We start from the raw sequence: 24,394 nt of genomic DNA, 5'->3' as shown, positions 1-24,394 counted from the left end.
ATGCAGGTGCAGGCCTCTGCTCGAAAGCGGCCTATTGGCTGGTGGACGCAGCCTGTTTGAATACCAGTACTTTCAATCCGCAAGTCACATCGGCGTCTGGGAACTCCGGAGGGTTCGCCAGCCGCTGTTCGAATTCGAGGCCTGGAGCCTCACGCATGACGCCGTCGATAAGGAAATCCGGGCCGGTGGCCGGGTCGTTGCTACAAGCCAGTACCGTGCCATGGGCGGCCAGCAGTTCCGGCAGGCGCCGCAAGACGCGCTGGTAGTCCTTGGTCAATAGGAAACTGCCTTTCTGGAAGGTAGGCGGATCGATGATCACCAGGTCGTACGGGCCGCTGTTGATCACCTTGCCCCAGGACTTGAACAAGTCGTGGCCGAGGAAACTCACCTGGCCCAGGTCATGGCCGTTCAGCCGATGGTTGTCACGGCCGCGGCTCAGGGCCGCCCGGGACATGTCCAGGTTGACCACATGCTGCGCGCCCCCGGCGATGGCCGCCACGGAGAACCCACAGGTATAGGCGAACAGGTTCAGGACCCGTTTACCCTGGGCGTTGGCCCGCACCCAGTCGCGACCGTAACGCATGTCGAGGAACAGGCCGTTGTTCTGCTTCTTGCCCAGGTCGATCCGGTAAAACAGGCCGCCTTCGGTCAGGGTCCATTCATCGATGGGCTCGCCCACCAGCCATTGGGTGAGACTCTGCGGCAGGTAGCGGTGTTGTACGGCAAGGGTGTGGGCCTTGCTGTGTTGCCAGGCGGGCGACGTGGTCAGCGCCAGCAGCATTGCGCTCAAGTCGTCCAGAGGCTTGGGGTCCGGTTCCTTGAACAGCGAAACTAGCACCACCCCTTGCAACCAATCGACCGTGATCTGCTCCAGGCCTGGCCAGCAGCGCCCCCGGCCATGGAACAAGCGACGGGTTTCTACCGGCGCTGATTCTAGGGCTGCCAGCAAATGGTCGTGAAGGGTTTGAAGGGCTACGCAATTCATTCAGGCAACGCCAGGGATTCGAAAGGCCGGCATTTTAACCGCAGGCTAACCCGACGCAATCCTTGTGGCGAGGGAGCTTGCTCCCGCTTGAGTGCGAAGCACTCACATGCTTGGGGCTGATACGCAGCCCTGCGGGAGCAAGCCCCCTCGCCACAAAAGGTGCCCCTAGCTGCCGCTGGTAGCCAAGATGCTGGCAACCTGCTGCGGCTGGCAGTTGAGATAGGCCGATCGCTTGAGCCAGCTCGGGTCCGGGTACCAGGAAAACATGAATTGTCCGCCCTTGAGCTTGTCGATCACCTGGCGCGCCACTTGCGGGCGTACGGCAGGGCAGCCCTGGCTGCGCCCGATGCGACCCTGGCGCACGCTCCACAACGGGTTCACGTAGTCGGCGGCATGGATCACGATCGCCCGGTCGCGGGCCAGGTCATTGAAGCCCGGCTCCAGGCCATCCATGCGCAGTGAATAACCGTGGGCGCCCTGGTAGCTTTCCTGGGTACGAAACAGGCCCAGGCTGGATTGGTAGCTGCCCAGGCGATTGGAAAACTGCGTCGCGAAGTTTTCCCCGGACTTTTGCCCATGGGCCACCAGGTCGCGCAACACCAGCTTCTTCTGGCGCAGGTCGAAGATCCACAGGCGCCGGGCCGTGGAGGGTTGCGAGTAGTCGATGACCGCCAGGTGGCGAGCCTGGCCGGCACCATTGGCGACGGCGCATTGCATGGCGCTCAAGGCACTTTTGAGCGCCAGGGGATTGAGTTCCGGCGCTGCCTGGGCGAGGCTGTGGTAAAGCGTTTTCGACTTGGCCTTTTTTTCCGCCAGTGCCGGGCTGCAAATGATACCCAGGCCCAGCATGACCAGGCAGAATCGGCGCAAAAAGCCCGATACAGGCGAAGGGTGTCCAGCGTGGTGTTCGTTCGCGGCATCCCGTCCGATTTCGTTTGTCTGCATGATGGCGGGTCGTACCTGTCGCAAAATTCACCGTCAACGAGACGGCCATGGATTGGAGTAAAGCAGTTGTTCAAAAAGTCCGCATGTTACCTGAGCCTTTTATTGCTCACGGCGCCATTGGTCGCCAAAGCCGAGGACGGCGACCCGGCTCTGGTGCAGAGCACGCTGGCGCAACTCGCGGTCGCGTGCCCGGACGTCGCGGTGGGCGTCGATTTTCCGACGCAGCTTGACTTGCAGGCGTTCTACCAGCAAAACGCAGGCCAGGAGGTCTGGGCGGACGACGAACGACGGGGAGCGTTGCTGGTCCAGTTGCAGCAGCTGGCCGACGACGGCATGGATCCGGCACGTTATAGCCTGCCGGTCGGGGACGCGGCCCAAGGCCTTCATTGCGCCGAGATCGCCATCAGCCAGCGCTACCTGCGAGCTTTGCATGACCTGCGTTTCGGCTACCTGCCCCAAGACCGACTGGAGCCGGTATGGAAAGCCAACCCACCGCCACAGGATCACCCGGCCGTGGTGCTGGCCATCGCGGGGCTGGGCCTGCAAAACCTCGCCGACGCCTTTGAACAGGCGCGGCCGAACCTGGACCTTTACCGCAACCTGCGCGGCCTCTATGCCCGGCTACGGCAACAGCCGCTGGGCGAATGGCAAGCGGTGCCAGGCGGGCCGTTGCTGCAACCGGACAAACAGGACGCCCGTGTCCCCGCCCTGGCCCAGCGCCTGTTCAATGAGGGGTACTTGAGTACGCCGCCGCAGGTCAGCGACGAGCATTACAGCCCCATGTTGGTGGAGGCGATGAAGAGCTTCCAGGCCCGGCATTCGCTACAGGCCGATGGCGTGGTCGGGCCATGGACCGTCACCGAGCTGAACATCAGCCCGGCCATGCGCCGCGAGCAGTTACGTATCAATCTGGAGCGCATGCGTTGGCTGGCCCAGGATGTGGAAACCGACAGCGTCCTGGTCAACGTGGCTGCGGCGCAGTTGACGGTTTACCAGGGCGGCGCGCCGGTCTGGCAGACCCGCACCCAGGTGGGCCGGGCGCAACGGCAGACGCCGTTGCTCAAATCCCATGTCACCCGGCTGACGCTCAACCCGACCTGGACCATCCCGCCGACCATCATGCGCGAGGACAAACTGCCCGAGATCCGCCGTGATCCGGAGTTTCTCACTCGCCACAACCTACGGATCCTCGACAGTGAAGGCCTGCCGTTGCTGGCGGAGGACATCGACTGGGAGCACCCGGGCAACCTGATGCTGCGCCAGGATCCAGGCCCGAAAAACCCGTTGGGCAAAATGGCGATCCGCTTCCCCAATCCGTTCTCGGTATACCTGCATGACACGCCGAGTCAGTCGCTGTTCAGCAAAGGTCCGCGGGCCTTCAGCTCAGGTTGCGTGCGGATCGAGCAGGTGATGCACCTGCGCGACCTGCTGGTCAGCCCGGCTGAACGGGCTCGCACCGATACCTTGCTGGCCAGTGAATCGACCCACGAGTTCAGGCTGGCCCGGCCCATGCCGATCCTGCTGGGTTACTGGACGGCACAGGCGGACAGCCAGGGCCAGGCGGTGTACATCCCGGATATCTACGGGCGTGACGCAACGCTGTCCGCCGCCCATGGTCGCGCGCTGTGAACGCTTGGTTCTGAACTCAGGCGCATGCAATAGCGGGCGCCTGTGTGGTTTCATCAAGCGTTGCGAACAACCGCTGGCCGATATCGCCGGCGGCTCGCAAAAGCTGTTGCGGATCGGCGGTGTCCGAGTCGAGCAACCGCTGGGAACTCACCACTTGGGCGCCGCAAGAACCGAAAATGCCATGGTCGATCTGCGTGGTCATCGCCTGATCGTAGCCGTGACGTTGGAAGCTGTCGGCATCGGCGCCACCGACACCTACCAGGTGGACGCGCAAGTGTTGCAGCTTCTGGATAAACGGTTTGTCGAGACTGAAATCGAATGCCCAACCGTTGGAAAACACCCGGTCGATCCAGCCCTTGAGCAATGCCGGCATGGACCACCAATAAATCGGATAGACCAATACCAGCGCGTCGGCATGGTCGATCCTGGCTTGTTCGGCCAGCACATCCGCGGGCGGCAGGGCCTCGCGGTGGTGGACCGCATGGTCGGCAAAGCTGAAGCGTGGATCGAAGCCTTCGGCGGCCAGGTCGGCGATCTCGAAGGTATCGGTGGGGTTGGCGCGGGTAATGCCTTCGGCGATTTTCCGGGCCAGGCTATGGGTGAGGGAGCGTGGATCGTGGTGAGCCACAACGATGAGTGCATGCATGGCGAAACTCCTTCTGGTCACGAGGTCTTGAAGACAGGTATGCTTAAGTTACGCTTAGTAAGTTACGGTTGGTAAAGTTAGCATGTCAAGCACTGATGAACATTCGCCGCCTTCACCTCGTCGTCGTTTGTCCCGGCAGGACCGGCAGCGTCAATTGCTGGAGGTTGCCTGGCGGCTGGTGCGCGAGGAGGGCAGTGATGCTCTGACGTTGGCGCGGCTGGCGGACCAGGCCGGGGTGACCAAACCCATCGTCTATGACCACTTCGTCACCCGATCCGGGCTGTTGGCGGCGCTGTACCAGGATTTCGATGCTCGCCAGACCGCGCTGATGGACGCTGCCCTGGAGGCCAGCGACCCCACCTTGCAAAGCCGGGCGGCGGTGATCGCTTCGTCCTACGTCGAATGCGTGCTGTTGCAAGGTCGGGAGATTCCCGGGGTGATCGCGGCGCTGACCAGTTCGCCGGAGCTTGCGCGCATCAAGCGCGAATACGAGGGGATTTTTCTCGATAAGTGCCGCGCGGTGCTGGAGCCGTTTGCGGGTACGAAGGGCATCGGCCAGGCGGGTTTGCGGGCGATGCTGGGGGCGGCGGAGGCGTTGTCCAATGCGGCCGCCACCGGGGAAATCAGCCCTGGCGAGGCGAAGGACGAGCTGCTGGCCAGTATCGTGGCGATGGTGGGCAGGACTGGCGACACCTCTTCAAACTGAGCCACCGCTATCGCGAGCAAGCTCCCACGGTCGTTTCGTATTAGGGCGTTCTATACAGCAACCTCAATGTGCCGGGCCCAGGGCCGTCTCGATGCAGTCCAGCAGCTTGTCGGCATCGCAAGGCTTGGGCAGGCAGGCGACCAACCCCGGCGTATGCGCCCCCAGGTCCGGATAAGCGGTAATGAAGATGGTGGGAATCCGAAAACCCATGGCACCGAGCTGTTCATGCAGCTCTACACCACTCATGCCCGGCATCTGGATATCGGAAATCAGGCAATGGGTACTGACCGGGGCATTGGCGTCCAGGAACTCGATGGCGCTGCGATAAGTTCGAACCTTGTAACCAGTGGAACGCAACAGGCTATCCAGAGCTGTCCGGACGGATTCGTCATCGTCAACAACCGCGATAGTCGTCGTGTTGCGTATCTGCGTGGCTTGCGTCATAGGGATCGCTCGTAACAGCGCCTGTCGTGACTACACGATACGCGGTCCCATAAGGGGCAGAAGTATACCTATGTATAACGCCCTAAGACCTAAGGGTTGGCGCCCTGTCCCCGGTCCTGCGCCAGGCCATGAAAACATTGTGAAGCGCTTTCATGAGGCGCTAATCTAAAGAGCGCAACACGCCCCGTCCTGGATCCCGGCACATGCTTTACCCTCAGGCATCCAGCGCAGCCACGGAAGTCGCCTTATGGCTACGACATCGGCAAGTGCGACATGACACTGGATGACAGCCGACGGCAAAGTGCGGCAGACCAAACAAAATAGTGCTCCTGTGCCGATGGAATAACAGCATGCAAATACTATGGGACGATGGTGAGCGTATCTTCTGTCGGGAATTGCGCTCGGGTGTGGACGGCGACGACACGGTCCTGGTGGCCCGCCCCGCGACCGAACAGCCTCGCCCTGGTTGCCTTGACCGGCTCGCCCATGAGTTTGGCCTGAAGGATGAGCTTGATGGCGCCTGGTCGGTACAACCCCTCGACATGGTGCGCGAAGGGGCCCAGGTGCGGCTGCTGCTCGAGGATCCCGGCGGCGTGCCGCTCGTGCAGTTGCTGATCGCCCCGATGGAAACGGCGACGTTCCTGCGCCTTGCGGTGAGCATCGCCGTGGCGCTGGGCAAGCTCCACCAGCGCGGCATCGTTCACAAGGACATCAAGCCCAGCCACATTCTGGTGAACTGCGACGATGGCCAGGCGCGGCTCACCGGGTTCGGCCTGGCTTCGCGGCTGCCGCGGGAGCGCCAAGCCCCCGAAACCCTGGCCGGCACGCTCGCCTATATGGCGCCCGAGCAGACCGGCCGGATGAATCGCTCGATCGATTCGCGCAGTGATCTCTATTCCTTCGGCATAACGCTCTATCAGATGTTGACTGGCTCGCTGCCGTTCACGGCGTCCGACCCCATGGAGTGGGTCCATTGCCATATCGCCAAGATGCCTTCGCCGCCCAGTGCGCGGGTCCAAACCATCGCCGAGACGTTGTCCCGGATCGTCATGAAACTGCTCGCCAAGACCGCCGAGGAGCGCTATCAGACCGCCGCGAGTGTCGAACATGATCTGCGTCGTTGCTTGGCGCACTGGACACAATCGCGGCACATCGATGTCTTTGCCCTGGGCGAACAAGGCGCCTCCGATCGGCTGCTGGTTCCCGAAAAACTCTACGGCCGCGAGCGTGAAGTCGAGACGTTGGTCACCGCGTTCGGTCGGGTGGTTGACACACGAGCGCCGGAACTGGTGCTCGTGACTGGCTACTCCGGTATCGGCAAATCCTCGGTGGTCAATGAGTTGCACAAAGTCCTGGTTCCTCCGCGGGGCCTTTTCCCCAGTGGCAAGTTCGACCAGTACCGGCGTGACATCCCTTATTCGACCCTGGTGCAGGCCTTCCAGAGCCTGGTGCGTACGTTGCTGGGCAAAAGCGACACGGAACTGGCGCATTGGCGCGAGGCGTTGCTGGAGGCACTGGATGCCAATGCGCGGCTCATGACCGACCTGATCCCCGAACTCAAGCTCATCATCGGCGAGCCGCCAGCGGTCCTGGCGCTTGATCCCCAACAGGAGCAACGCCGCTTCCTGCTGGTGTTCAGGCGCTTCATCGGTGTGTTCGCCCGCGCGGACCATCCGCTCGCGCTGTTTCTCGACGATCTGCAATGGCTGGACGCAGCGACGCTCGACCTGTTGGAGGACCTGCTGACCAGCGCCGATGTGCGCCACCTGATGCTGGTGGGCGCCTACCGCAGCAATGAGGTGGACGCCACGCATCCATTGACGGGCAAGCTCAAGGCCATTCGGAGCGCGGGAGGCAAGATCAGCGAGATCACCCTGGCGCCCCTCGTCAAGGTGCACGTCGAGCAGTTGATCGCCGAGGCCCTGCATGACGCCGTTGATCGTGTCGAGCCGCTGGCGCAACTGGTGCTGGACAAGACCGCGGGCAATCCATTCTTCGTGATCCAGTTCCTGCAGGCCCTCGCTGACGAGCGATTGCTGGCCTTCGATCACGAGGCGCGGCAGTGGTGGTGGGATCCGCAGCGCATTCACGCCAAGGGCTACACAGACAATGTCGTCGACCTGATGGTCGGCAAACTGGTACGCCTGCCTGCCGACACGCAGCAGGCGTTGCAGCAACTGGCGTGCCTGGGCAACGTGGCCGGGCTCAAGGCGCTTTCCACCGTTCTGGACATCTCCCCGACGCAGGTCCGGGCGGTGATGTGGCAGGCGGTCCGCCAGGAACTGGTCGAGCGGCTGGACGATGCCTATGGATTCGTTCACGACCGTATTCATGAGGCCGCCTACTCGCTGATTCCCCAGGCTGCGCGCGCCGAGATGCACCTGCGCATCGGACGGCTGCTCGCGGCACAAACGGACGCCCAAGCGCTTGAAGAGGCGATCTTTGAAATTGCCGGCCAGCTCAATCGTGGCGCGGCGTTGCTCACCGACCGGGCTGAGCGGGAGCAGTTGGCGGAATTCAACCTGCTGGCCGGCCAACGGGCCAAGGCCTCGACGGCCTATGCTTCGGCACTCAACTACCTGGCCACCGGCGTGCAGTTGCTGGATGATGATTGCTGGACAGGGCGCCATGACTTGATCTTCGGGATGGAATTGAACCGGGCCGAATGCGAGTTCCTTACCGGGCAACTCGGTGCTGCGGACGAACGCCTGAAGGCCCTGGCCGACCGCGCCGTGACGGTGATCGAGCGGGCCAACGTGGCGTGCCTGCTGATGGATGTCTACCTGCTCCTGGATCGCAGCGATGGTGCGGTGGCGGTCTGCCTCGACTACCTGCGTCATGTGGGGATCGAGTGGTCGGCCCACCCGAGCGACGACGATGTGCGTCACGAGTACGAGCGCATCGGGGAACTGCTTGAAGGCCGGGCCATCGAAGACCTCATCGAGCTGCCGCTGATGGAGGACGCCACCTCCCTGGCGACGCTCAACGCACTGGGCAAGCTCTTTGCGCCGGCCTTGCAGAGTGAAGCGAACCTGGTGGACCTGTTGATCTGCAAGGCAGTCACCTTGAGCCTGGAGCAGGGCAACTGCGATGCGTCCTGTGTGCTGTACGCCAATCTGTTTCGGGTCGCCGGTCGGCGGTTCGGTGACTACCAGATGGGGTTCCGCTTTGGCCAGCTGGGTTGCGACCTCATTGAAAAACGCGACCTGCGGCGATTCGAGGCCAGCACTTATCTGTGTTTTTCGTGCTTTGCCGTGCGTTGGATGAGGCCCGTGGAGCAATGCCGGGACCTTTTGCGTCGTTCGTTCGCGGCGGCGAATCGGATCGGTGACCTGCCGTATGGCGCCTACGCGGGCAACAACCTCACCGCCGACCTGCTGTTCGCTGGCGAGCCGTTGGCCGGTGTTCAAGACGAAGCCGAGCGGGGCCTGGCCTATGCCAGGAGGGTGCACTTCGGGCTGGTGACGGATTTTATCGTTGCCCAGCTGGCACTGATCCGGATGCTTCGGGGCGTGACGCTGACGTTCGGCTGCCTTGACGACGGCCAGTTGAACGAACCGGCCATCGCAACCCACTTGTCCAGCAACTCGGATCTGGTCCTGGCTGAATGTTTGTACTGGGTCCGCAACCTGCAAGCCCGCTACCTGGCCGACGATCCCGAAGCGGCCATGGCCGCGGCGGCGAAGGCCCAGGATCTGCTCTGGGTTTGCCAGGCGTTTTTCGAGGAAACCGAATACCATTTCTACGGCGCCCTGACGCGGGCCGCTTGTTGCGATCGTGTGCCAGTGGACGAGCGCGAACCTCATTGGGTGGCGATGGCGGCCAATTACCGCCAGCTCCAGGCATGGGCACAGCAGTGTCCGGAGAACTTCGCCAGCCGCACCGCGTTGGTGGGTGCCGAAATGGCCCGGGTCGAAGGGCGCCTAATCGATGCCGAGTCGCTGTACGAGCAAGCCATCCAAGCCGCGCAGGAAAGCGGTTTCGTCCATATCGAGGCGTTGGCCAACGAACTCGCGGCGCGCTTCTACGCCGCCCGTGGTTTCGGCAAGATCGCTCGCGTCTATCTCCAGGACGCTCGTTACGCCTACCAGCGGTGGGGCGCCGAGGGCAAAGTGCGACAACTGGAACACACCTATCCATCGCTGAGGACCGAAGCGCCTGTGCCCGGTCCAACGACGACGATGATGACGCCGGTCGAGCACCTGGATCTGGCCACCGTACTCAAGGTCTCCGAGGCGGTGTCGGGGGAAATCGTCCTGGATAAGCTCATCGACATGGTCATGTGCACGGCGATCGAACAGGCCGGCGCCGAACGCGGGTTATTGATCCTGTCCAGCGACGGCGAGTACCGAGTCGCGGCGCAGGTGACCACCGGCAACCACGTAACGCAAATCCACAATGCCCCGGTGGGCGCGGCACTGTTGCCGGAGTCGATTCTCTACCACGTCCTGCGCACCGGGGAGAGCGTTTTTCTTGACGATGCCCTGATCGCGGCGCCGTTTGCCGCGGACCCGTATATCCGCAAGCAGCACGCCCGCTCGATTCTCTGCGTGCCGTTGCTGAACCAGGCCAAGCTCGTCGGCGCGCTCTACCTGGAAAACAATCTGGCTGCCCATGTGTTCAACCCAACCCGGATCGCCGTGTTGAAACTGTTGGCGTCCCGTGCGGCCATCTCATTGGAAAATGCCCGCTTGTATCGCGAAGTCGCCGAGCGCGAAGCGAGGATCCGGCGCCTGGTCGACGCCAACATCATTGGCATTCTGTTTTGGAATGCCGATGGCGACATTATCGAAGCCAACGATGCCTTTCTGCGCATGGTCGGCTACGAGCGCGAAGACCTGGCGTTGGGCCGCCTGGGCTGGCGGGACCTGACAGTGCCGGAGTTCCGCGAACTGAGCGAACGCTCCCTGGCCCAGGCATTGCTCACCGGGCACGCCCGGCCTTATGAAAAAGAATATTTTCGCAAGGATGGCAGCCGCCTGCCGGTCATCGTCGGTCTGGCGCTGTTCGAGGCCAATAGCAGGGAAGGGGTCGCTTTCGTGCTGGACCTGACCGAACGCCGCCAGGCGGAAGAAAAGATCCGCGAAAGCGAGCGACGTTATCGCGAGGTGCAAACCGAGCTGGCGCACGCCAACCGAGTCGCGACCATGGGGCAGTTGGTGGCTTCGATCGCCCATGAAGTCAACCAGCCGATTGCCGCGACGATCCTCAATGCCGATGCCGCCCTGCGTTGGCTGAACACCCAGCCACCCGAGATCGAGGAAGTCCGCCAGGTACTGGGGCGCCTCATCTACGACGCCAATCGGGCGGCGGACGTGCTGGGGCGGATCCGTGGGCATATCCGCAAGGCGCCGCCACAAAAAGGCCCGGTGGACATCAACATTGCCATTGGCGAAATGATCGAGTTCACCCGTAGCCAGATCATCAAGAGCGGCGTCTTGATCCAGACGCAACTGGCCGACGGTTTGCCGCTCATCCAAGGTGACCGGGTCGAGCTGCAACAGGTGCTGCTCAACCTGATCATGAATGCGCTCGAAGCGATGAGCTGCGTCAACGAGGGCGAACGGCAGTTGTGGATCTGCGCAACGTTAGAGGGGGCCGATTGGGTGCTGGTGAGTGTGAGCGATTCGGGGCCGGGGTTCGCCTCGGAAAACGTCGATCAGGTGTTCACGTCGTTCTACACCACCAAACCCACTGGGCTGGGCGTGGGGTTATCGATCTGTCGTTCGATCATCGAGTCCCATGGCGGTTGCTTGAAGGCCTGCGCCAATCAGCCACGCGGCGCTACCGTTCAATTCACGTTGCCCATCGTCCAGGGGGAAACGCCTGCCTGAGGACTCGACAGCATTCGATTCATACTTAGGTTTAAAGGCTGTATATCAATAGATCACCGGTTCCACTCCCACGTACAAATGCAACGCCGCAACCCGGGCGATAGATTGGCTTCACGGGTTGCGGAGTGTGAGCCATGATCGATTTAACCCACCGGGCAATGGATGGACTTTCTGCGCTTCGTTCGGTCGCGCTGGTGTTGATGGCGCTCGTCACGGCGAGCGCTTTCTATCGCCTGGGTACGCCGATGCTGGAGGGGCAGGGATGCGCAGCGGCCCGCAATCGCGGCTTGTCTGATATCGCCTTGAGATGGGTGCATGTCGAACGGTCCGGGGGCACGCCGCCGATCGGCGCGCACCTGATCAGCCCACGGGGGTTCTATCTGCATCACGGGATCTACCTGGGCGACCTGAAAGTCGCCCACTACTCCGGGTTCAGCGGTTCGCTGAGATCCGGCCCCATCGAAGTGATCGACCTTGAACATTTCGCCCATGGCAAACCGGTATGGATCGCGCAGGAGCCGTATGAATACTCCAACGACGAAGTCGTCCGGCGGGCGCGCTCACGGCTCGGTGAGAATAAATATCGGGTTCTGTCCAACAACTGCGAACACTTTTGCAACTGGTGCATCAGCGGAAAACACTACAGCGCTCAGGTCGACGCTTATTTCCAGCGTCCCCGTGATCTTTTTGCTTTTATTTCGACGCTGGAGCCGCAGCTGATTGCATAGTGGCCTGTGCGGTTAATTTGAGTGCACGAATTAGCCACACAGGCCACTAGGCACAAGGCGGGTCGCGCAAGGTCGCTGTGCTACACTTTTTTTCGTTTCACTCGCCGGAAGGGTCGTGAATGAACGGTAATGCTTCATCCAATGAGGCGGGTCTCAAAGGTTCTATTGTGTTCGTGGTGGATGACGATGCCTCCATGCGCGATGCGTTGAGCAACCTGCTGCGCTCGGTCGGGATCCGCGTCGAGACGTTCGCCTCCACGGCGGATTTTCTTCGGCAACCGAAGACCGAGTGCCCCAGTTGCCTGGTCCTTGATGTACGGTTGCAAGGCGCCAGTGGCCTCGACTTCCAGGCGCAGTTGGCGGAGTCGAATTCGAATATCCCGATCATTTTCATCACCGGCCACGGCGACATCGAGATGTCGGTCAAGGCGATGAAAGCCGGCGCCGTGGATTTCCTGGCGAAACCTTTCCGTGAACAGAACCTGCTGGATGCGGTGTCCGCCGCGCTTCAGGCGGATGTCCGGAGACGGCAAGTCGAGCAGCAATTTTCCGATTTGCATGCCCGCTACCAGACGCTCACCGTCCGTGAAAAGGAAGTCATGGGTTTTGCGGTCACGGGGCTGATGAACAAGCAGATCGCCGGGCAAATGAACCTGAGCGATATCACCGTGAAGATCCATCGCGCCCATGCGATGAAAAAAATGTGCGCCAAGTCGTTTGCGGACCTGGTCCGGATGGCCGAAGCCTTGGGTACCGGGCAGAGTCGGTGAGCGATCACGGCTGCTGCGCAGCCGAGCGGGCGCAAGCTCCCTCGCCACGGGGGCAGCGTCTCATTCGCCACAGCCCGCTCAGCCCCCACGCTGGAACTTCCAGCCAACCCAATCCCCTGTGGCGCGGGAGCTTGCTCCCGCTGGCCTGCGAAGCAGGCCCCTGCAATGCCTGCAGGCAAACCGCATTGGCTGGTTTGAATGGGCAATACTGATAAGCGATGCCAATAAAAAGTTTTATTGACTAAAAAATTACATCGAGTAATTATTCTCCTGCATCTGCTTTCACGCAGAGTCATTTCGCAGGGGCAACCCAATGAATCAGAACACCGTGCCTTCACTGGCCAGTCTTTACGTCGAGACTCACGAATCGCCCTCCGACGCACGCCTGGCGCCTTCGCTGATGCAAGGCTTTCCCGCCGAACCCCTCCGCCGTGTCACCTGGCACAACTGGATGAGCCCGCCGTTCAACCAATGGGGCTTCCGCAACCTGGCGCGCTTGCGTCCCTCCATCGATGTACAGGCTGGCAGCGGGCCGGTCAGCGCGTTCAAGCAGGCGCTCCAGCCGCTGGACGAGTTGCACTTCGACAGCGAGTGTGGCTTGAGCATCAGCGTGATCGACCACCTGATCGCCAGCCAGACCGATGCTTTCCTGGTCCTCAAGGGCGACACCGTGCTGTTCGAGCGTTACTTCAACGGCCAGCGCCCCGAGGACCGGCACATCATGTTTTCGGTGACCAAGTCGCTGATCGGTGCCCTGGGTGAACAACTGGTCTGCGAAGGTCAGCTTGACCCGACGCTGACGGCCGCCCATTACGTACCGGAACTGACCGGCAGTGCGTTCGGCGATGCGACCGTGCGCCAGCTGTTCGACATGGCCGTGGCCGTCGATTACAGCGAGGTCTATGAGGATCCGGATTCGGAGAGTTCCCAATACGGTTACGCCTGCGGTTTCCAGCCGGCACCGGCGCAGTACACGACGTTCGAATCCCTGTACCAATACTTGCCGTCACTGCGCAAGCGCGGCAGTCACGGCGGCTTTTTCCATTATGTGACGGCCACCACCGAGGCGTTGGCCTGGGTCATGGAGCGGGCGTCCGGCAAGGCCTGTCACCAGTTGCTGCAGGCGGTCTGGAGCCAGTTGGGCTGTGAGCGCGACGGCTATTTCCTGGCCGATCCCTGGGGCCGCAGCGTGGCCGGTGCCGGGTTCAGCGCGACCCTGCGTGACATGGCGCGCTTCGGCCGCCTGCTGGCCAATGACGGCCGTCAGGACGGGCGCCAACTGCTCTCGGCCGAGGCCCTCGCCGGTATTGCCGCTGGGGCCGACCCGGCCGTCTATGCCGCCTGCGCCGACTTTTCCAGTTGGACCCCAGGCGCGTCCTACCGCAGCCAATGGTATGTCTTCAACGACCACAGCCAGGCGCTCATGGCCGGTGGCATCCATGGCCAATACCTGTTCATCGACAAGCCCTCCGGCGTGGTGATCGTCAAGCAGTCATCCTTGGGCGAGGCCGTCAGCCCGTTCGACGGCGACAGCGTGCGCATGCTGCGGGCCATCGCGGCGCAACTGACGCCCTGACTTCATCCGATAAACACAACAATTTCGTTCCGCTCATCTGGCCCAGCCAGGTGTTGGCGCGGGTTTGCGCCGCCATTCACTGCCCTGTAACAACAATAATCAACAGGAGCTCCATATGGTTTCCATGATGCGTTTGTCCCGAACGTGCCTCGTGCTCGGGTTACCCTTGACCGCCCAGGTTGCCTGGGCGGGCTACACCTTCGAGGAGGGTAACCTCAAGGGCGAGGTCAACCTGACGGCCGGTGGCGCAGCCGTGTCCACCCGCAACGTCAATTTTGGCGGCGGCGTGGTGGACCTGCGCAGCGGCAAGAATGGCGGCACGAAAATCGACTGGCAGGAGTTCTATGTCAAGCCGGGCGTCAAGTTGGAATACGCCGTGCAGCCGGATTTCAGCCTGCTGGCCGGCGGCTCCCTGGTGGGAGCGACCACCTTCGGTGATGGTGACGCCGGTGGCTTCACCCGCAGCTCCGATGGCAAGGTATCGACGGAAGAGTTCTATGGCGGTTTCCGGGCCGGGGAGTGGACGGTCACGGGCGGTCGCCAGAACTACATGATCGGCAATGGTTTCATCGTCATGGATGGCAACCTTGATCAGTTCAACGACGGTGCCTATTGGCTCGCCCCACGCACCGCCTTCAAGGAGTCGGCGGTGGTCGCCTGGGACCATGGCGCGTTGAAAGTCCAGGGTTTCAGCCTGGGAACCGACAGCGACCTGGGTGACTTTCGCCTGAGCGGCGTGAACCTGGACTACAACCTCGACGACCAGGTGACGCTGGGTGCCACCGCGCTGAAGGTCAAGGCCATGGGGCCCAAGGGCAGCACGTTGCCGCGTCGTCGCGATGGCATGCTGGTGTACAACGTCAGGGCCTTGAACGCCCGGCTCCCGGGTCTCCCGGACCTGGCCCTCAACGCCGAATATGCCGTGGAGCGAGGCAGCGGCGAAGGTGTGGACTACGATGCCAAGGCCTGGTACGGCCAGGCCGATTACACCTTCGGCACACTGCCGCTGACCCCGGTGATCGGCTACCGCTACGCGAGTTTTTCCGGCGACGACAACCTCACCGATAACCGACAGAAAGCCTGGGATCCCTTGACCAAGGGCTTCGTCGACTGGAGCACCTGGTTGATCGGCGATGTCGTCGGCAACTACCTGATGTTCAACAGCAACGAAAACGTCCAGCAGTTCTCACTCAAGACCCACCTCAACGAAACCCTGACGCTCGGTGCGATCCACTACCAATTCTGGCTGGACGAAAAAAACTACATGGGCACCGCCGTCAGCGATAAACGGTTTGCCGACGAGAGTGTAGTCTTCCTGGATTGGGCACCTTCGAAGTCGCTGTCCACCTCGCTGTCCTACAACTGGGTCAAGCCCATGGCGGCGGCCAAACAGGTCTTCGGCGACGACCGGAAGTTCAGCGCGCTGGAACTCTTCTTCACCTACCGCTATTAAGTGTCGCGAGCCTTCGCGGCCGCGCTGGAGTGTTTGATCATGAGCCTGTTTTTGCGCAACACCTTGCTGGGCGCTGTCGTTTCGATGCTGGTCAGTGGCGCGAGCCTGGCCGAAGAGCGAACGGTGCGAATCTACAACTGGATCGAGTACCTGCCGCCGGAAATCCTCAAGAGTTTCGAGGAGGAAACCGGCATTCGCCCCATCTATGACGTCTTCGACAGCGTCGAGACATTGGAGTCCAAGCTGCTGACCGGCAACTCGGGGTATGACGTGGTCTACCCGAGCAGCTCCAACGTCAGCCACCTGATCGCCGCCGGCGCCGTCCAGCCGCTGGACCGCAGCCAGTTGCCGAACTGGCAGCATCTGGACCCCGAATTCATGAAGTCCCTGGAAACGGTGGGCGATCCGGGCAACCGCTATGCCGCGCCGTACCTGTGGGGCACGACCTTGATTGGCTATAACGTCGACAAGGTGCGCCAGGTGCTGGGGGCCGATGTGCAAATGAATACCTGGGACATCCTGTTCAAGGAAGAGAACATGGCCAAGCTGGCCAGTTGTGGCGTGGGTCTGCTGGACGCCGCCAACGAGATCGTGCCCATTGCCTTGCACTACGAAGGATTGGACCCCAACAGCCAGAAACGTGAGGACTACGCCAAGGCACAGGCAGCCATGCTCAAGGTTCGGCCGTACATCACCTACTTCAATTCATCGCGCTATGGCATGGACCTGGCCAACGGTGAGATCTGTGTCGGGGTGGGTTGGTCCGGTGGGGTGGCCCTGGCCAAGCGACTGGCCGAAGACGCCGGGAAGGGGGTCAAGGTGGAGATGGCGCTGCCCAAGGAAGGGGCGCCGATGTGGTCGGACGTCATGATGGTGCCCGCCAATGCGCCTCATGCCAAGGACGCCTACGCCTTCATCAACTACATCTTGCGTCCGGATGTCATTGCGCGGAGCAGCAACAAGATCGGCTACCCCAACCCGAACAAGGAAGCCACGGCACTGGTCAATGCTGAAATCCGCAACAACCCCGCCATGTATGTGCCGGACGAGGCGCGCAAGACCCTGTTCACCTTGGAACCGGTGCCGGCCGCCGTGGAGCGGATCCGTACCCGCACCTGGACGGGCATCAAGACCCATCGCTGATCGGCGTGGCCCGGCGTTGCGGCGCCGGGTCCGTCTCAGTGGTTCAGGCGCGCATGCCCAGGAAGAGCAATTCAGTGATGCGCCGGACCTGGGCGGAATGTGCCTCGATGTCCGGTTGTTCCTGGTTGACCAACCTGAACAGCTGCAAGTGCGAATAGTCGTTCAACAGGAACGCGGCGAGGTCGACGTCCAGATCGGCGCGTAGTTTGCCGGCTTGCTGCAACTCCCTGATCAGCCCACTGATTTCGGCCCTGAGCGCATCGTTCATGGCGCGATACCCCTCGGGCAGCCCATTGTCGCCACCAAACAGGATCAGCGGCAGCAACTCGCGCCACAGGCTCGGGTGCATGACCTCCAGCGCGTAGCCGGTCATCAGCCGCTCCAGATAACACAGCGCTTCCACCGGGTCCTCGATTTCAGGCATCTGGCTGCGGGTATCGGTGAGGGCGCGCTGGTCGGCGTCGTGCAGGATCTCCAGGATGATCTCCTGCTTGTTGCCGAAGTACTTGAACACGGTGGGCGCCGACACGCCGGCCTGGCTGGCGATCTGTTCGATGGTGGTGTTCTGGAAGCCCTGGCGCTCGAACAGTTCGACCGCCGCCTTGCTGATGGCTTGGCGGCGTTCGGCTTTTTGACGTTCACGCAGTCCGCTCACGGGAGCTCCTTGTCGCAAAGAAGGTAAAGGCCTTGGCCCCCCCCCGTGGGAGCGAGCTTGCTCGCGATGGCGTCGGATCAGCAGTATTGAAGCCGGCTGACACACCGCTATCGCGAGCAAGCTCGCTCCCACAGGATTGTGGGTTGCCAGCGGGCCGGGCATAGGTATGCAAAATACTTAACCCAGTAAAGTTTTTAAAGGGTTTATTTCATTACTGCCCCCATGGACTTGGCTGAATGCTCCGTTCCAGACGCTTGGCAACAGGCAAAACGCCATGCCTTACTTGGCGAAATCAGGCACATAGGTGGCGCGTTCAGGTAACTAACTCGGGAGGGAAGGCAGGTAACGTGGCGCGACTTTTCACCGCAAGTGCGCACGTTCGCCCAGGGTGGATCAATACAAACCTGATGGTGCCGCTTCCAGGAGGGGCGGAAAAACCGAAACACCGATTGTTCCTGCGCGCGCCTCAATGTTCGATCACAAGAGAATAAGAAAATGACCAGCCCCAGCTTCAAGGCTTCGAACGGCCATCTGGCACAGGGCTTCAAGCCTCGTCACGTCACCATGCTGTCCATTGCCGGAATCATCGGTGCGGGTCTGTTCGTGGGATCGGGCCATGCCATTGCCGCCGCCGGCCCGGCCGTCATGCTGGCCTATCTGTTTTCCGGGACGGTGGTGGTCCTGGTCATGCGCATGCTGGGTGAGATGGCGGTCGCCAACCCGGACACCGGCTCCTTCTCCACCTATGCCGACCAAGCCATCGGGCGCTGGGCCGGCTTCACCATCGGGTGGCTCTACTGGTGGTGCTGGGTGTTGGTGAATCCCATCGAAGCGTTGGCCGCCGGTCATGTGCTCAACCAATGGTTTCCCGCCGTCGACGCCTGGCTGTTCGCCTCGGTGTCGATCGTTTTGCTGGCGGTGACGAACCTGTTCAGCGTGTCGAAGTACGGCGAGTTCGAATTCTGGTTCGCCATGGCCAAGGTCGTGGCGATCATTGGTTTTATCTCCCTGGGTTTCGCGGTGCTGATGGGCTGGATTCCCGAGCGCGAAGCCAGCGGCCTGAGCCGGTTGATGGAGGAGCATGGCGGGTTCGCCCCCAACGGCCTGTCGGCGGTGGTGGGCGCGTTCATCACCATCATGTTCAGCTTCATCGGTACGGAGGCGGTGACCATCGCGGCGGCTGAATCCGATAACCCCGCGCAGAACATTGCCAAGGCCACCCGTTCGGTGATCTGGCGTATCGGTGTGTTCTACCTGCTGTCGATCTTCGTGGTCATTTCCGTGGTGCCGTGGAACGATCCGCTCCTGGCTTCAGTGGGCTCCTACCAGCGGGCGCTGGAGTTGATGAACATTCCCCACGCCAAATTCCTGGTGGATGTGGTGGTGCTGATTGCCGTGGCCAGTTGCATGAACTCCTCGATCTACATCGCCTCGCGGATGCTGTACTCCCTGGGCCGTCGCGGCGATGCGCCAAGGGCCGTGAAGGTGACGTCCTCGGCCGGTGTGCCACGGTCCGCGGTGATTGCCAGTACCGTGCTGGGCGCGGGTGTCACCTTGTTCAGCTACTTCATGCCCGCCGGCCTGTTCCAGTTCCTGCTCGCCAGCTCCGGTGCCATCGCCTTGCTGGTGTACCTGGTGATCGCCATCTCGCAACTGCGCATGCGCCGGATGCTGCAACGACAGAACATCGAGCTGCCTTTTCGCATGTGGTTGTTTCCCTGGTTGACCTGGTTGGTCATTGTGTTCATCTCGGCGGCGCTGGCGGTCATGATGATCACGCCCGAGCACCGCAGCGAGGTGAGCACGACCCTGGGCCTGGCGCTGATCATTTCCTTTATCGGCCTGGCGACGTCGCGACATCCACCCCAGCCGGAGAGCGTCGCTTCCCTCGGCTAATCCCTGATTTTTTACCCTGTTGACGCCACGTTACTGGCGTCAACAAACCCGCTTTTCAGCCCATTCAAGCCGCAAACACCTCAGTCTTGACGCGCGGCCCTTCCGCCTGTCACCCACTTGCTACCCCAGCCCTGCGAACCGGCACTAACCCGCGGGCGCGTTGTCAGTAATTGGCGTCTGTGGGGATGAGGATCGTCCCTGTTATCGGCATATCTGCTGGACGGTTTTCCTCGAGCACTTTCGGGGGAAAAAGCTTTGCGATGGATTGCGTCCTGGACCGACCCTTTCTCTTGCAGGCGATTTTTCCCATGGGGTTTCTACTCGATCCGCGTCATGACATCGATGCTGCCTTGCTGAGCTACCGCCGGGTGTTCTGGGCCCTGGCGCTGTTCAGTGGCGTGATCAATCTGCTGGTGCTGGTGCCGTCGCTGTACATGATGCAGGTCTACGACCGCGTCCTCACCAGCCGTAACGAAACCACCTTGTTCATGCTCACCTTGATGGCCCTGGGACTGTTCATGTTCAGTGCCCTGATCGAGTGGGTGCGCGGCGAGGTGATGATTCGCATGCGCGCGGGGCTGGACGATGCCTTGGGCGAGCGGGTATTCGATGCCGCCTTCGCCCGCAGCCTGCGGGAACACAACGCTAACCCGGCGCAGGTGCTCACGGACCTGGCGACACTGCGGCAGTTGATTACCGGGCAGGGCCTGATCGCGTTGCTCGACGCGCCCTGGCTGCCGATCTTCCTGCTGGTGGCGTTCATCTTTCATCCCTGGTTCGGCGTGCTGACGCTGGTGCTCGCCCTGGTGCTGATCGGCTTGGCGCTGTGGGGCGAACTGGCGACACGTACGCGCCTGGGCGAGGCCAATCGCCTGGGGGTGCAGTCGTCGATCTATGTCAACAGCACGTTGCACAACGCTGAAGTCATCCAGGCCCTGGGCATGCTCGGGCCGTTGCGCCAGCGCTGGAGTCTGTTGCAGCAGCGCATCATTGCCGCCCAGGCCCATGCCAGCGACCGCGGTGCGCGCATCACCTCTGCGACGCGTTTCGTGCGGATTTCCGGACAATCCCTGGCCCTCGGGCTGGGGGCCTTGCTGGTACTGGAAGGCCAACTGTCGGCGGGCATGATGATTGCGATGTCGCTGTTGCTGGGGCGAGCCCTGGCGCCGGTGGAAATCGCCATCGGCTCGTGGAAGCAATTCAATTCCGGGCGCCAGAGCTACCAGCGCCTGAGCCAACTGTTGGCGCAGCACCCTCGTGATCGCTTGCGCATGCCATTGCCGCCGCCCACCGGGGCGGTGCGCCTGGAGCAGTTGTATGTCGGCCCGCCGGGGGCTTCGCAGCCGATCCTGCGCGGGATCAATTTCAGCCTCGCCAAGGGCGACGTGCTGGCCGTGGTCGGGCCCAGTGCCAGTGGCAAATCGACCCTGGCCCGTGCCCTGGTCGGGGTCTGGCCGGCCATGGGCGGGTCGGTGCGCCTGGACGATGCCGAGATCAGCCAGTGGTCCCACGACGCCCTGGGCCCGCACCTCGGCTACCTGCCCCAGGACATCGAGTTGTTCGACGGCACGGTCGCCGACAACATCGCCCGTTTCGGTGAGCAGGACGCCGACCAGATCATCGCTGCCGGACGGCATGCCGGTATCCACGAAATGATCCTGCGGTTTCCCAAGGGCTACGACACGCCGCTGGGCCCCGGCGGGCTTGGCTTGTCCGGTGGGCAGAAACAACGCCTGGGCCTGGCGCGCGCGCTCTACGGAAGGCCCTCGCTGATCGTGCTCGATGAACCCAACTCCAATCTCGATGACGCCGGCGAGCTGGCGCTGGTCCAGGCCATCAGTGCCCTCAAGGCGGCCGGCAGCACCGTGGTCTTGATCACGCACCGGCCCAGTGTGCTGGCGGTGGTCGATCACATCCTCGTGTTGAAGGACGGGACTCAACAAGCGTTCGGCCCTCGGGACCGGGTGCTCAAGGCATTGATGCCGGGGCCGCGACCGGCCGCGGTCCGGGAGGCGGGCGGCGATGCGTGATCTGATCCCTGATGCACAGACCTACAGCGAGCAGGGGCTGAGCGTGCGCGGCACCACGACACTACCCAGCGCTCGGACTGATGCCGGGAGTGCGGCGCGTTATGGCGTGGGATTCCTGGTCCTGACGCTGGGCGGTTTCCTGCTCTGGGCCTGCCTGGCGCCACGCGACCAGGGAGTGGGGGGCAGCGGCACCGTGGGGGTGGCGGGGGAGCGCAAGGCGGTGCAGTCGTTGGTCGGCGGAGTGGTGGAAAAGCTGCTGGTGAGCGATGGCGACCGGGTCACCCAGGGGCAATTGCTCGTGCAACTGAACACGGTGCAGGCGCAGTCGCAACTGGACGTGACCCTGGGCAAGTTGCTCAATGACCGCAGCATCGAGGCGCGCCTGATAGCCGCGCGCCTGGGCAGCGCCGAGATCCAATGGCCTGCGGAGCTGCTGGCGCGCGCCGACGAGCCTCGAGTGAAGGCGGCCATGGCCTTGCAGAGCCAGTTGTTCATCACACGTCGCGCGGAGCGGGGCAGTCGCTTGCAGATCATCGAGCACGAAGCCGCGGCGTTGCAGCAACAGTTGCTGGGCTACGAAGGCGTCAAGCGCAACTACGACGCGCAGATGCGTTTTCAGCAGCATGAGCTTGAAGGCCTGCGTGACCTGGCCCGGGAAGGCTACGTTCCGCGCAACAAACTGTTCGAGGCCGAGCGCAACGCGGCCCAGTTGGCGGGGCAGATCGCTTCCGGCGTGGGGGATGTCGGCAGGACCCGCCAGGCGATCAACGAAAGCCGGCTCAAGGCCTTGCAGGCGCAGCAGGAATTTCGCCGCGATGCCGAGACGCAGCTCAGCGAGGTCTCGGCCGAGGCGGCCGGTTATGCCGATCAGATCCGGGCCTTGCAGTTCGAAGTCGACAACGGTGCGATCCGCGCACCGGTGGCCGGGCAGGTGATGGACGTGAGCATTCATACGGTCGGCGGCGTGGCGCAGGCTGGCCAGACCCTGATGCAAGTGGTGCCGCTGGATGCGCCGATGGCGATCACCGCCCGCTTCGAGCCTCTGATGGCCAACAAACTGCGCCCGGGCCTGCCGGTGCACGTGCATTTCACCGCGCTGCAACGGGTGGATACGCCGACGGTCACCGGCACCGTGACGACCGTGTCGGCCGACCAACTGATCGACGAGCAGACGCACCTACCGTACTTCTCTGCCAAGGTCGAGATTCCCGCCGACACCGTGGCCGCGTTGCAAAGCGCCGGCCTGCTGGTGCGCCCCGGCATGCTCGCCGATGTCACGGTGGTGACGGGCGAACGCACCTTGATGAATTACCTGATGAAACCGTTGCGTGAACGCTTGCTGGCAGCCTTCAAGGAGGAATGAGCATGGTCGACCGTTGCCGCTCTCGCGTGCGTGTACTGCTAAGCCTGTGGACCGGTTGGGTGGTGCTCAGTCCTGTGTGGGCCGTGGAGAGTGGCTTGAGCCTGACCGCAGCCTACGATGCCTCGCGCCTCAACGCTCCGACCGTGCAAGCGGCGGCCCACGCCTTTGAAGCCTCGCGGCACGAGGAGGACATCGGTCGCGGCGGCCTCTATCCGCAAGTCTCGCTGTCCTCGCGTTATGGCTACGGTGGACGGACCGACGGCGGCGACGACAACAGTTACGTCAACAGCAACGATTACCAGGCGAACAACGTCACCCTGGCGGCACAACAACCGCTCTACGACAAGGCCCGCTGGGCGGCGTACCAGGAAGGCAAGGCGCGGGGGAAACTGGGCACCCAGGTGTTCGACGTGGCCGGCCAGACCTTGTATGACCGAGTGGCGAAGGGGTATTTCGACGTCGCCCGGGCCGAGAACGAGATCAAGCTGATCCAGCAGCAGAAGGCGGCGCTCCAAGGCTTGGTCATCCAGAGCAAACAGCTTTATGAGGGCGGCCAGGGGGCGATTACCGATATCGACGAAGCCCAGGCGCGGCTCGACCTGGTGCAGGCCCAGGAAGCCGAAGCCCAGGCCCGTCGCGTGGCGGCATTGCGGGCGTTGTCCGGGCGAGCCAGTGTGCCCATCGATGACATCCTGCCGATGCGCGAGGAACTGGCCGCCGGTAGCCCGATCCCGCCGGAGCAGGACTTGCCGTACTGGACGGCGATTGCCCGCCAGGCCAGCCCCGAGCTGGCCGCTCGGCTGGCAGCGGTGAAAGTCGCCGAGGCCCAGGCCGACAGCCAGCGTGCGGGACATTATCCGACGTTGTCATTGACCACTCAGTTGACCCGCCGTGAAACCCGTCAATACCAGGAACTCGACCCGCGCCAGGACACCTATTATGTGGGTGTACAATTGGACATTCCGCTGTATCGCGGCGGGGCGGTACGGGCCTCGGTGGCCAAGGCCGAAGCGCAACTGGCGGGTGCGCAGTCTGACTACGACGTGCAGCGCCAGCAACTGGCCGAGGACATCGAGGCCGATTACCTGGGCGTCGTCGCCGGGTTCGCCAAGAGCAAGGCGATGCAGCGGGCGGTGGAGTCAAACCAGCGAGCGCTGACCTCGACGGAAAAAGGCTTCCAGGGCGGGGTGCGTTCCACGGTGGATATCCTTGACGCCCAGCAGCGACTGTTCCAGGCCCGCCGGGACCTGCTCAACACCAAGCTCGACATGCTGCAAAGCTATGTGAGCCTGCACACCCACACCGGCCAGATGAACCGCGCGGTGCTGGAGCAGGTGCAGAGCCTGTTCTAGGCCATCCAAGGCACGCAATCTTGCACTTATCCCTGTGGCGAGGGAGCTTGCTCCCGCTGGGCTGCGAAGCAGCCCCAAACCCAGGCAATGAGTGGTATCAGGCAGACCGAGTCCACCGATTCACGACTGCTGCGCAGCCGAGCGGGAGCAAGCTCCCTCGCCACAAAAACTGTCCAGGCCATGTGCTTGTTTTCAATCTCCCAGGCACAACACGACCCCCTGTGGGAGCGAGCTTGCTC

Annotated in this window: 17 protein-coding genes; 12 read left to right on the top strand and 5 right to left on the bottom strand. The window is 62.5% G+C overall.

What is annotated here, in order from left to right; translation table 11 throughout:
- Positions 1 to 31 precede the first annotated feature (31 nt).
- The gene (locus tag HGO40_RS04595; protein WP_250962071.1) at positions 32 to 985 is read right to left on the bottom strand and encodes a class I SAM-dependent methyltransferase; all 954 of its coding nucleotides are present in this window, start codon (positions 983 to 985) and stop codon (positions 32 to 34) included.
- 165 nt (positions 986 to 1,150) lie between these two features.
- Positions 1,151 to 1,834: a murein L,D-transpeptidase catalytic domain family protein gene (locus HGO40_RS04590; protein ID WP_250962091.1), complete on the bottom strand. Its 684-nt coding sequence runs from the start codon at positions 1,832 to 1,834 to the stop codon at positions 1,151 to 1,153.
- Positions 1,835 to 1,996: 162 nt separating this feature from the next.
- Here HGO40_RS04590 and HGO40_RS04585 point away from each other — a divergent pair, with 162 nt between their 5' ends.
- Positions 1,997 to 3,559 carry a L,D-transpeptidase family protein gene (locus HGO40_RS04585; RefSeq protein WP_250962070.1) on the top strand — a complete coding sequence of 521 codons (1,563 nt, stop codon included), beginning with the start codon at positions 1,997 to 1,999 and terminating at the stop codon, positions 3,557 to 3,559.
- 16 nt (positions 3,560 to 3,575) lie between these two features.
- Here the strand turns inward: HGO40_RS04585 and HGO40_RS04580 are convergent, their stop codons facing one another.
- A complete protein-coding gene (locus HGO40_RS04580) occupies positions 3,576 to 4,205 on the bottom strand; it encodes an NAD(P)H-dependent oxidoreductase (RefSeq protein ID WP_250962069.1) in 630 nt (209 codons plus the stop codon).
- 82 nt (positions 4,206 to 4,287) lie between these two features.
- Here HGO40_RS04580 and HGO40_RS04575 point away from each other — a divergent pair, with 82 nt between their 5' ends.
- The gene (locus tag HGO40_RS04575) at positions 4,288 to 4,911 is read left to right on the top strand and encodes a TetR/AcrR family transcriptional regulator (protein WP_250962068.1); all 624 of its coding nucleotides are present in this window, start codon (positions 4,288 to 4,290) and stop codon (positions 4,909 to 4,911) included.
- Positions 4,912 to 4,974: 63 nt separating this feature from the next.
- On the opposite strand, the gene HGO40_RS04570 is transcribed toward HGO40_RS04575, so the two are convergent.
- Entirely contained in the window at positions 4,975 to 5,355 is a 381-nt protein-coding gene (locus tag HGO40_RS04570) for a response regulator transcription factor (RefSeq protein WP_250962067.1), read from the bottom strand.
- A 350-nt stretch (positions 5,356 to 5,705) separates the two neighbouring features.
- On the opposite strand from HGO40_RS04570, the gene HGO40_RS04565 reads away from it, so the two are divergent.
- The 6 genes from HGO40_RS04565 to HGO40_RS04540 all read left to right on the top strand — a co-directional run bounded on the left by HGO40_RS04565 (position 5,706) and on the right by HGO40_RS04540 (position 16,859).
- Positions 5,706 to 11,189 carry a trifunctional serine/threonine-protein kinase/ATP-binding protein/sensor histidine kinase gene (locus tag HGO40_RS04565; RefSeq protein WP_250962066.1) on the top strand — a complete coding sequence of 1,828 codons (5,484 nt, stop codon included), beginning with the start codon at positions 5,706 to 5,708 and terminating at the stop codon, positions 11,187 to 11,189.
- A 134-nt stretch (positions 11,190 to 11,323) separates the two neighbouring features.
- A complete protein-coding gene (locus tag HGO40_RS04560) occupies positions 11,324 to 11,917 on the top strand; it encodes a lecithin retinol acyltransferase family protein (RefSeq protein ID WP_250962065.1) in 594 nt (197 codons plus the stop codon).
- Positions 11,918 to 12,036: 119 nt separating this feature from the next.
- Positions 12,037 to 12,687 carry a response regulator transcription factor gene (locus HGO40_RS04555; protein ID WP_250962064.1) on the top strand — a complete coding sequence of 217 codons (651 nt, stop codon included), beginning with the start codon at positions 12,037 to 12,039 and terminating at the stop codon, positions 12,685 to 12,687.
- Between the two features lie 313 nt (positions 12,688 to 13,000).
- Positions 13,001 to 14,263: a serine hydrolase domain-containing protein gene (locus tag HGO40_RS04550; RefSeq protein WP_250962063.1), complete on the top strand. Its 1,263-nt coding sequence runs from the start codon at positions 13,001 to 13,003 to the stop codon at positions 14,261 to 14,263.
- A gap of 115 nt (positions 14,264 to 14,378) precedes the next feature.
- Positions 14,379 to 15,716: an alginate export family protein gene (locus HGO40_RS04545; protein WP_250962062.1), complete on the top strand. Its 1,338-nt coding sequence runs from the start codon at positions 14,379 to 14,381 to the stop codon at positions 15,714 to 15,716.
- Between the two features lie 39 nt (positions 15,717 to 15,755).
- The gene (locus tag HGO40_RS04540; protein WP_250962061.1) at positions 15,756 to 16,859 is read left to right on the top strand and encodes a polyamine ABC transporter substrate-binding protein; all 1,104 of its coding nucleotides are present in this window, start codon (positions 15,756 to 15,758) and stop codon (positions 16,857 to 16,859) included.
- A gap of 43 nt (positions 16,860 to 16,902) precedes the next feature.
- On the opposite strand, the gene HGO40_RS04535 is transcribed toward HGO40_RS04540, so the two are convergent.
- Positions 16,903 to 17,514, bottom strand: a complete 612-nt coding sequence (locus tag HGO40_RS04535; RefSeq protein WP_250962060.1) for a TetR/AcrR family transcriptional regulator — start codon at positions 17,512 to 17,514, stop codon at positions 16,903 to 16,905.
- A 495-nt stretch (positions 17,515 to 18,009) separates the two neighbouring features.
- Between HGO40_RS04535 and HGO40_RS04530 the strand changes: the two genes are divergently transcribed.
- From HGO40_RS04530 to HGO40_RS04515, 4 genes are all read left to right on the top strand, one after another.
- Entirely contained in the window at positions 18,010 to 19,410 is a 1,401-nt protein-coding gene (locus HGO40_RS04530; RefSeq protein WP_250962059.1) for an amino acid permease, read from the top strand.
- A gap of 308 nt (positions 19,411 to 19,718) precedes the next feature.
- Positions 19,719 to 21,440: a type I secretion system permease/ATPase gene (locus tag HGO40_RS04525; protein WP_250962058.1), complete on the top strand. Its 1,722-nt coding sequence runs from the start codon at positions 19,719 to 19,721 to the stop codon at positions 21,438 to 21,440.
- Positions 21,433 to 22,803, top strand: a complete 1,371-nt coding sequence (locus HGO40_RS04520) for an HlyD family type I secretion periplasmic adaptor subunit (protein ID WP_250962057.1) — start codon at positions 21,433 to 21,435, stop codon at positions 22,801 to 22,803. Before HGO40_RS04525 ends, HGO40_RS04520 begins: the two co-directional genes overlap by 8 nt.
- A gap of 2 nt (positions 22,804 to 22,805) precedes the next feature.
- A complete protein-coding gene (locus HGO40_RS04515) occupies positions 22,806 to 24,155 on the top strand; it encodes a TolC family outer membrane protein (RefSeq protein WP_250962056.1) in 1,350 nt (449 codons plus the stop codon).
- The last annotated feature ends 239 nt before the right edge of the window (positions 24,156 to 24,394 follow it).

This window comes from Pseudomonas sp. CG7, from assembly GCF_023701885.1.
Classification (GTDB): Bacteria; Pseudomonadota; Gammaproteobacteria; order Pseudomonadales; family Pseudomonadaceae; genus Aquipseudomonas; species Aquipseudomonas zanjanensis.
This window is presented reverse-complemented; position numbering and strand designations above follow the sequence as displayed.